Consider the following 7,682-nt stretch of genomic DNA (forward strand, 5'->3'; position numbering starts at 1 on the left):
CCGAGGCGTGAGGCCGACCGAGGCGTGACGCCTCCCGAGGCGTGACGCCTCCCGAGGGTGACCCTGGCCGGAGCCTCGGCCCCGCCTGGGAGGTGACCGGGATATGACCCGTTCGTCCCGCATTCCGGACAGGCTGTCCAGAGCGTGGAACCACGGCGTACTGTCGGAAGGATCCGAGGACGAACTTGAGGGAGTGGAGCTACCGTGCCCGATCTGAGGTCACGAACGGTCACCCACGGCAGGAACATGGCGGGGGCCCGCGCTCTGATGCGCGCTTCCGGTGTGGCGAGCGCCGACATCGGCAAGCCGATCATCGCGGTCGCCAACAGCTTCACCGAGTTCGTACCGGGCCACACCCATCTTCAGCCGGTCGGCCGGATCGTCTCCGAGGCGATCCTGGCGGCGGGCGCCGTCCCGCGTGAGTTCAACACCATCGCGGTCGACGACGGCATCGCGATGGGCCACGGCGGCATGCTCTACTCGCTGCCCTCGCGCGACCTGATCGCCGACTCCGTCGAGTACATGGTCGAGGCGCACTGCGCGGACGCGCTGATCTGCATCTCGAACTGCGACAAGATCACGCCCGGCATGCTGATGGCCGCCCTGCGCCTCAACATCCCGGTCGTCTTCGTCTCCGGCGGTCCGATGGAGGCCGGCAAGGCCACCCTCGTCGACGGCACCGTCCGCAAGCTCGACCTCGTCAACGCGATCTCCGACGCGGTCAACGAGAACGTCTCGGACGAGGACATCCTCCGTATCGAGGAGAACGCCTGCCCGACCTGTGGCTCGTGTTCCGGCATGTTCACCGCCAACTCGATGAACTGCCTCGCCGAGGCGATCGGTCTGGCGCTGCCCGGCAACGGTTCGGTGCTGGCCACCCACACCGCCCGCAAGGCGCTCTACCAGGACGCCGGCCGCACGATCGTCGACATCACCAAGCGCTACTACGAGCAGAACGACGAGACCGTCCTGCCGCGCAACATCGCGACCCGCGCCGCCTTCGAGAACGCCGTGGCGCTCGACATCGCCATGGGCGGCTCGACCAACACGATCCTGCACCTGATGGCGGCCGCGCAGGAGGCCGAGGTCGACTTCGACATGGCGGACATCGACGCGCTCTCGCGCCGGCTGCCCTGTCTGTCGAAGGTCGCGCCCAACGGCGACTACTACATGGAGGACGTGCACCGGGCCGGCGGCATCCCCGCCATCCTCGGCGAGCTGTACCGCGCGGGCCTGCTGAACGAGGACGTGCACACCGTGCACTCGCCCTCGCTCGCCGACTGGCTCAAGAGCTGGGACATCCGCGGCGGCTCCGCGTCGCCCGAGGCCGTCGAGCTCTTCCACGCCGCCCCCGGCTGCGTCCGCTCCGCGTCCGCCTTCTCGCAGTCCGAGCGCTGGGACACCCTCGACACGGACGCCGCCAACGGCTGCATCCGCGACGCCGCGCACGCCTACTCCACCGAGGGCGGCCTGGCGATCCTGTACGGCAACCTCGCCGTGGACGGCTGCGTCGTGAAGACCGCCGGTGTCGACGAGTCGATCTGGACCTTCGAGGGCCCCGCCGTCGTGGTGGAGTCCCAGGAGGCCGCCGTCGACGCGATCCTCACCAAGCGCGTCAAGGAGGGCGACGTCGTCGTCATCCGCTACGAGGGCCCCAAGGGCGGCCCCGGCATGCAGGAGATGCTCTACCCGACCTCGTTCCTCAAGGGCCGCGGTCTGGGCAAGGCGTGCGCGCTCATCACCGACGGCCGCTTCTCCGGCGGCACCTCGGGGCTGTCGATCGGCCACTGCTCGCCGGAAGCGGCGTCGGGCGGCACCATCGCCCTCGTCGAGGACGGCGACCTGATCCGTATCGACATCCCGAACCGCGGCGTCAACCTCATCGTCCCCGACGAGGAACTCGCCGCCCGCCGCGAGGCGTTGGGCGGCGTCTACGCCCCCAAGAACCGCGTGCGCAAGGTCTCGCCGGCCCTGCGCGCCTACGCCGCGATGGTGACCAGCGCGGACAAGGGCGCGGTCCGCGACGTCAGCAAGCTCGAAGGCTGAAAGCGGGCCTGAGCAAGGCCCTGAGCGCTTCCGCTGCCCCGACCGGTCGATCATCCCGACCGGGCGGGGCAGCGGTGCGTCCGGGGGCAGTTTTTCCGATACGTCCCTTTGTGGTCCCCGGAGGCCGTGTCGTTCGGCGATAATCGAACCGTGGACGACGACCCCCAGACCCAGCCGACCGACCAGCCGGAACCCGCGGCCTCCGACGGCCCCCAGCCCGAGCCCCTGCGTTTCTTCGGCACGACCTGGGTGCACCACGACGGCGGCTACGCCCTGCGCCGCGCCGGCGTCGCCGTCGGCGCGCTGGCCGCCGCCGCTGCCGGTGCGTTCGTGCTGCGCTTCGGCTTCCAGGGTCTGAGCATCGCGAAGGTCGGCACCTTCGTCGGGCTGCTCGTCGTCGTCGCGTTCGCCGTCTGCAGCGCGCTGGCCTTCCGCAAGACCTGGGAGGGCTTCGTCCGCCGCCCCGAGCCCGGCGCCAGGGGTTCCGACGCGGCAGCGGGCTCCTCACAGGGCATTCTGCTGATCGGTTTCATCGGCACGCTGCTCGCCTACAGTGTCCGCGCCCTCATCGAGGCCCCCGGCGAGAAACTGCACCGCGCCGAATACGAGCGCGCCCGCGAACTGCACACCCGGCGCCGCAGCACCCGCACCGGCAACCCGGCCGCCCGCGCCGCCGCCAAGAAGCGCAAGCGCGGCTAGGTACGGGCAGGCGGCACGTTCGGTTGATCCACCGGCGAGCGGTCCCCGGCCTCGGCAGAATGTTCGTATGACGTCGTCGTCGCACACCGAACTGGCCAGGTCGTTCAACGCGGTCGCGGCCGAGTACGCGGCCGCCCGCCCCAGCTATCCGCCCGCGCTGTTCGACGCCGTGGAGGAACTCTCCGGCCGGTCGCTGACGGATGCCACGGTCATCGACGTGGGCGCGGGCACCGGCATCGGCACTCGTCTGCTGGCAGCGCGCGGAGCGCGCGTCACCGCGGTGGAGCCCGGCGCCGGCATGGCCGCGCAGCTCCGGGCCACGCTGCCGGCCGTTCCGCTCGTCAGGGCCGACGGCAACGCGCTGCCCTTCGCGGACGGCGCCGCCGACTTCGTGACGTACGCCCAGGCGTGGCACTGGACCGAACCGGCCCGCTCGGTCCCCGAGGCGCTGCGCGTGCTGCGCCCGGACGGCGCGCTGGCCATGTGGTGGAACGTTCCCGACCTGAGCCACGGCTGGGTGGCCGACCAGGAAGCGCGACTCGCCGAACGCTGCCCGGGCTACCGGGCGCCCGGCTTCCCGCACACCGCCTCCGGCCTGCTCGCGCCCTTCGCGGTCCGCACCGGGACGCACTCCGTCCGCTGGTCGCGCCGGATCACCGTGGACGACCGGCTCCGGACCCTCGGCACCCACTCGTTCCTCGCCGTGCTGGGTGCGGAAGCGGAGCCGGTCCTGCGCGAGGAGCGGGAGGAGCTGCTCGCGCTGTTCCCCGACGGCGTGCTCGACGAGCCGTACGTCACGGACGTGACGGTGGCCCTCCGGGCCTGAGCCCTCAGGCCGTACGTCACGGTGGCCCTCCGGGCCTGAGCCCTCGCCAGGTCATGGCCCAGGTCGTGTCTTCCTAGCTGCGGCGCGAGGCCGCCACCGCGCCGACCGAACCCACGACAGCGGCCACGATCGCGCCGCGCCACAGGCCGTCCCACAGGCTGCCGAAGAAGCCCTCGCTGCTCAGGATCTGCCGCATCACGAAGTCGGAGACGAAGAGCAGCCCGGCCGGCACCACCGCCACCTGCCAGGGATGCGCGCGCGCCCAGCGGCGAATCCGGCGGTCGGCCTTGGCGCTGGTGCCGAGCACCGCGCCGGCCCCGCCGACGAGGAAGAAGAGCATCAGGGCGACGGACAGCGCACTCACGACCATGCCGAGTCCGAAGTCACCCCCGATGGCATGGAGCGCGAGCGAGACTCCGCCGCCCAGCGCTCCCACGGCCGCGGCGGGCCGCCAGGGCCCGAGCGTCGCCGAGGCCACGGCCAACTGCCGCTTCTCGGACCTGGTCACATCGATGTCGCGGGATGAACGCCTCATACCGCCACAGTCCTGCGGCCGCCTCTTGAACGCCATAGGGGATGACCCTGAGCAGACCCGGACCGACCCGACCCCTGTCCCCATGAGCGCCGGCGCCCGACGAGCGGACGCCGGTGCTCGACGAGCTCCCGCCGGGCGCTTGACGAGGACCCGCCGGCGGAGGATATTCATCACATGATGAATAAATTTGAACCGGCGGTACGGGCCGACGGACTGACCGTCGTCCGCGGCAGCCGTACCGTCCTGAACAGCCTCGGGTTCACCGTCCCGCGCGGTCAGGTCACCGGTCTGCTGGGCCCCAGCGGCTGCGGAAAATCCACCCTCATGCGCGCGATCGTGGGCACCCAGGCGCACGTCACCGGCACTCTCGACGTCCTGGGCCGCGCCGCCGGCCACCCCCGGCTCCGCTCCCGCGTCGGCTACGTCACCCAGGCGCCGTCCGTCTACACCGACCTCACCGCCCGCCAGAACCTCGACTACTACGCGTCCGTCCTCGGCCTGACCCGCGCCGCCCGCCGCGAGCACGTGGACCGCGCCCTCACCGACGTCGACCTCGTCTCCCACGCCGACGCACTCGCCGGAAACCTCTCCGGCGGCCAGCGCGGCCGGGTCTCCCTCGCGGTCGCCCTGCTCGGCGAACCCGAACTCCTCGTCCTCGACGAACCCACCGTCGGCCTCGACCCCGTCCTGCGCCGCGACCTGTGGAACCTCTTCCACCGGCTCGCCGACGAGCGCGGCGCCACCGTCCTGATCTCCTCGCACGTCATGGACGAGGCGGAACGCTGCCATCGCCTGCTCCTCATGCGTGAGGGCGGCATCCTCGCCGACGACACCCCCGACGGGCTGCGCGAGTCCACCGGCTCCGCCACCGTCGAGGAGGCCTTCCTCCACCTCGTGGACGCGGCCAACGCCGGCTCCGACCACCGCACGAACGTCGTCACCCTCCCCGACACCCGCCAGGAGCAGGCCAAATGAACGCGCACCCGTCGCCCGCCGGCACCCTCCCCCGAACTCCGTCCGGGGGGACCCCCAAGGACCCTTCCGAGGCAACGTCCGAGCGGGCTCCCCGCGCCTTCTCTCTCCTGCGCACCCTCGCCACCGCCCGCCGGGTCCTGCGCCAGCTCGGCCACGACCGCCGCACCATCGCCCTGATGCTGGTCGTCCCCTGCCTGCTGCTCGCGGTCCTGAGCTGGGTCTACGACGGCAAGCAGCACACCTTCGACCAGGTCGGAGCATCGCTCCTCGGCATCTTCCCGCTCATCCTGATGTTCCTGGTCACCTCGATCGCGACCCTCCGCGAACGCACCTCCGGCACGCTGGAGCGGCTGCTGTCCATGCCGCTGGGCAAGGCCGACCTGCTCGGCGGCTACGCCCTCGCCTTCGGCGGCGTCGCCGTCGTCCAGGCGTGCCTCGCCACCGGGCTCGCCGTCTGGGGGCTGGGCCTGGACGTCGTCGGCTCGCCCTGGCTGCTCCTCGTCATCGCCCTCGCCGACGCGTTCCTGGGCATCGCCCTCGGCCTCTTCGTCAGCGCGTTCGCGGCCAGCGAGTTCCAGGCCGTCCAGTTCATGCCGGCCGTGCTCCTCCCGCAGCTGCTGATGTGCGGACTCCTCGTCCCGCGCGACACCATGCAGCCGGTGCTCGCCGCCGTCTCCGACGTGCTCCCCATGTCGTACGCGGTCGACGGCATGACGCAGGTCGTCCAGCACACCGGAGTCACCGGCGACTTCGTCCGCGACCTGGCCGTCGTCGCGGCGTGCGCCCTCGTGGCCCTGGCCCTGGGAGCAGCCACCCTCCGCCGCCGCACGGCCTGACGCCGGTCCGCGCGGTCCGACGCCGGGCTGCGCGGTCTGACGCCCGCCGCCCGGCCCGACGCCCGCCGCCCGGCCCGACGCGCCCCGTACCGGCAGTTGGACCGAAAAGCCGCGGGTGGCGCACGTGGTGCGAGGATGGCCGCGAAAGCCCCCGTACCGCTCGAAGGTGACGCCATGACCCAGAAAGTCGCCGTACTCGGCACCGGCAAGATCGGTGAGGCCCTCCTCTCCGGCATGATCCGGGCCGGCTGGTCGCCCGACGACCTGCTCGTCACCGCGCGGCGCCCGGAGCGGGCGGAGGAGCTGCGGACCCGGTACGGCGTCGAGGCCGTCAGCAACGCGGAGGCGGCGAAGGCCGCCGACACCCTCATCCTCGCCGCGAAGCCGCAGGACATGGGTGCCCTCCTCGACGAGCTGGCGCCGCACGTCGCCGCCGACCGCCTCGTCATCAGCGCCGCCGCCGGCATCCCGACCGCGTTCTTCGAGGAGCGGCTGACGGAGGGCCTCGCGGTCGTCCGCGTCATGCCGAACACCCCGGTGCTGGTCGACGAGGGCATGTCCGTCATCTCCGCGGGCAGCCACGCCACCGAGGCGCACCTCGTCCGCACCGAGGACATCTTCAAGCCGGTCGGCAAGACGCTGCGCGTCCCCGAGAAGCATCAGGACGCCGCCACCGCGCTGTCCGGCTCGGGCCCCGCGTACTTCTACTACCTGGTCGAGGCGATGACCGACGCCGGCATCCTCCTCGGCCTGCCGCGCGCCCAGGCGCACGACCTGATCGTCCAGTCGGCGATCGGCGCGGCCGTGATGCTGCGCGACAGCGGCGAGCACCCGGTGAAGCTCCGTGAGGCGGTGACCTCACCGGCCGGCACCACCATCAGCGCTATCCGGGAGCTGGAGAACCACGGGGTGCGGGCCGCGCTGATCGCCGCCCTCGAAGCGGCCCGCGACCGCAGCCGCGAGCTGGCTTCCGGCAACGGCTGAGGGCAGCGGACTCCCAGAGCTTCGAAGGGGCGGGCCACCTGAGCCCGCCCCTTCCTCTCACAGCAGCCCGATCGCCCGGTACGCGGCGTCCACCGTCGGCCGCGCGAGGGTGCGCGCCCGCTCGGCGCCGTCGCGCAGCACCTCAACGAGAAAGCCGGGATCGGCGCAGAGCGCGGCATGGCGTTCCTGCAACGGCCGCAGGAGTTCGACGACCGCCTCCGCCACGTCCTTCTTCACCGAGCCGTACGAGTCGTACCCCGCGGCCAGCTCCGCCGGCTCGCCGCCGGTGCAGGCGGCCAGGATCTCCAGCAGGTTCGCGAGCCCCGGCTGTTCCACCCGGTCGTACTCGACGTCGGACCCGCTGTCCGTCACCGCCCGCATGACCTTCTTGCGGATCACCGCCGGCTCGTCGAGCAGGGAGATGACCCCGGTCGTCGCGCTCGCGGACTTGCTCATCTTGGAAGCCGGCTCCTGCAGATCCATCACCCGCGCGGCCACCGGCGGGACCACGGCACGGGGCACGGTGAACGTGTGCCCGTACCGCTGGTTGAAACGGACCGCCAGATCACGGGACAGCTCGACGTGCTGCGCCTGATCGTCGCCGACCGGCACCTCGTCGGTCCGGTACGCCAGGATGTCCGCCGCCATCAGCACCGGATAGGTGAGCAGGGAGCACCGCACCGACTGTTGTTTCGCGGATTTCTCCTTGTACTGGATCATGCGCCGCAGCTCGCCGTCCGTGGCGGTGCATTCCAGTACGTACGACAGCCGGGTGTGCTCG

General features: G+C 71.9%; 8 protein-coding genes (1 of these 8 cut by a window edge). 6 read left to right on the top strand and 2 right to left on the bottom strand.

From position 1 onward, the window contains the following. Nucleotides 1-204 precede the first annotated feature (204 nt). From ilvD to C8250_RS24550, 3 genes are all read left to right on the top strand, one after another. Entirely contained in the window at nt 205-2,046 is a 1,842-nt protein-coding gene (ilvD, locus tag C8250_RS24540) for a dihydroxy-acid dehydratase (RefSeq protein WP_138354136.1), read from the top strand. Between the two features lie 150 nt (nt 2,047-2,196). Further along, on the top strand, nt 2,197-2,745 hold the full coding sequence (locus C8250_RS24545; protein ID WP_138354137.1) for a hypothetical protein: 549 nt from the start codon (nt 2,197-2,199) through the stop codon (nt 2,743-2,745). A 67-nt stretch (nt 2,746-2,812) separates the two neighbouring features. Beyond that, nucleotides 2,813-3,571, top strand: a complete 759-nt coding sequence (locus tag C8250_RS24550) for a class I SAM-dependent methyltransferase (RefSeq protein ID WP_138354138.1) — start codon at nt 2,813-2,815, stop codon at nt 3,569-3,571. 73 nt (nt 3,572-3,644) lie between these two features. Here the strand turns inward: C8250_RS24550 and C8250_RS24555 are convergent, their stop codons facing one another. Next, nucleotides 3,645-4,106 carry a hypothetical protein gene (locus tag C8250_RS24555; RefSeq protein ID WP_138354139.1) on the bottom strand — a complete coding sequence of 154 codons (462 nt, stop codon included), beginning with the start codon at nt 4,104-4,106 and terminating at the stop codon, nt 3,645-3,647. Between the two features lie 174 nt (nt 4,107-4,280). Here C8250_RS24555 and C8250_RS24560 point away from each other — a divergent pair, with 174 nt between their 5' ends. From C8250_RS24560 to proC, 3 genes are all read left to right on the top strand, one after another. Then, the gene (locus C8250_RS24560) at nt 4,281-5,081 is read left to right on the top strand and encodes an ABC transporter ATP-binding protein (RefSeq protein ID WP_138354140.1); all 801 of its coding nucleotides are present in this window, start codon (nt 4,281-4,283) and stop codon (nt 5,079-5,081) included. Next, on the top strand, nt 5,078-5,917 hold the full coding sequence (locus tag C8250_RS24565) for an ABC transporter permease (protein ID WP_138354141.1): 840 nt from the start codon (nt 5,078-5,080) through the stop codon (nt 5,915-5,917). The genes C8250_RS24560 and C8250_RS24565 overlap by 4 nt, the downstream gene beginning before the upstream one ends. Nucleotides 5,918-6,091: 174 nt before the next feature. Further along, nucleotides 6,092-6,901, top strand: a complete 810-nt coding sequence (gene proC / locus C8250_RS24570; protein WP_138354142.1) for a pyrroline-5-carboxylate reductase — start codon at nt 6,092-6,094, stop codon at nt 6,899-6,901. Between the two features lie 57 nt (nt 6,902-6,958). Here proC and trpS read toward each other — a convergent pair whose 3' ends face one another. Further along, a protein-coding gene (gene trpS, locus C8250_RS24575) for a tryptophan--tRNA ligase (RefSeq protein WP_138354143.1) crosses the window boundary here: on the bottom strand, nt 6,959-7,682 show its 3' portion. Its footprint extends 266 nt past the window's final position; the window shows 724 of its 990 coding nt (coding positions 267-990); the start codon falls outside the window, past its right edge — the gene reads right to left on this strand; it ends in the stop codon at nt 6,959-6,961.

Origin of the sequence: Streptomyces sp. So13.3, assembly GCF_005860785.2 — a bacterium.
In the GTDB taxonomy this organism is placed as follows: domain Bacteria; phylum Actinomycetota; class Actinomycetes; order Streptomycetales; family Streptomycetaceae; genus Actinacidiphila; species Actinacidiphila fildesensis.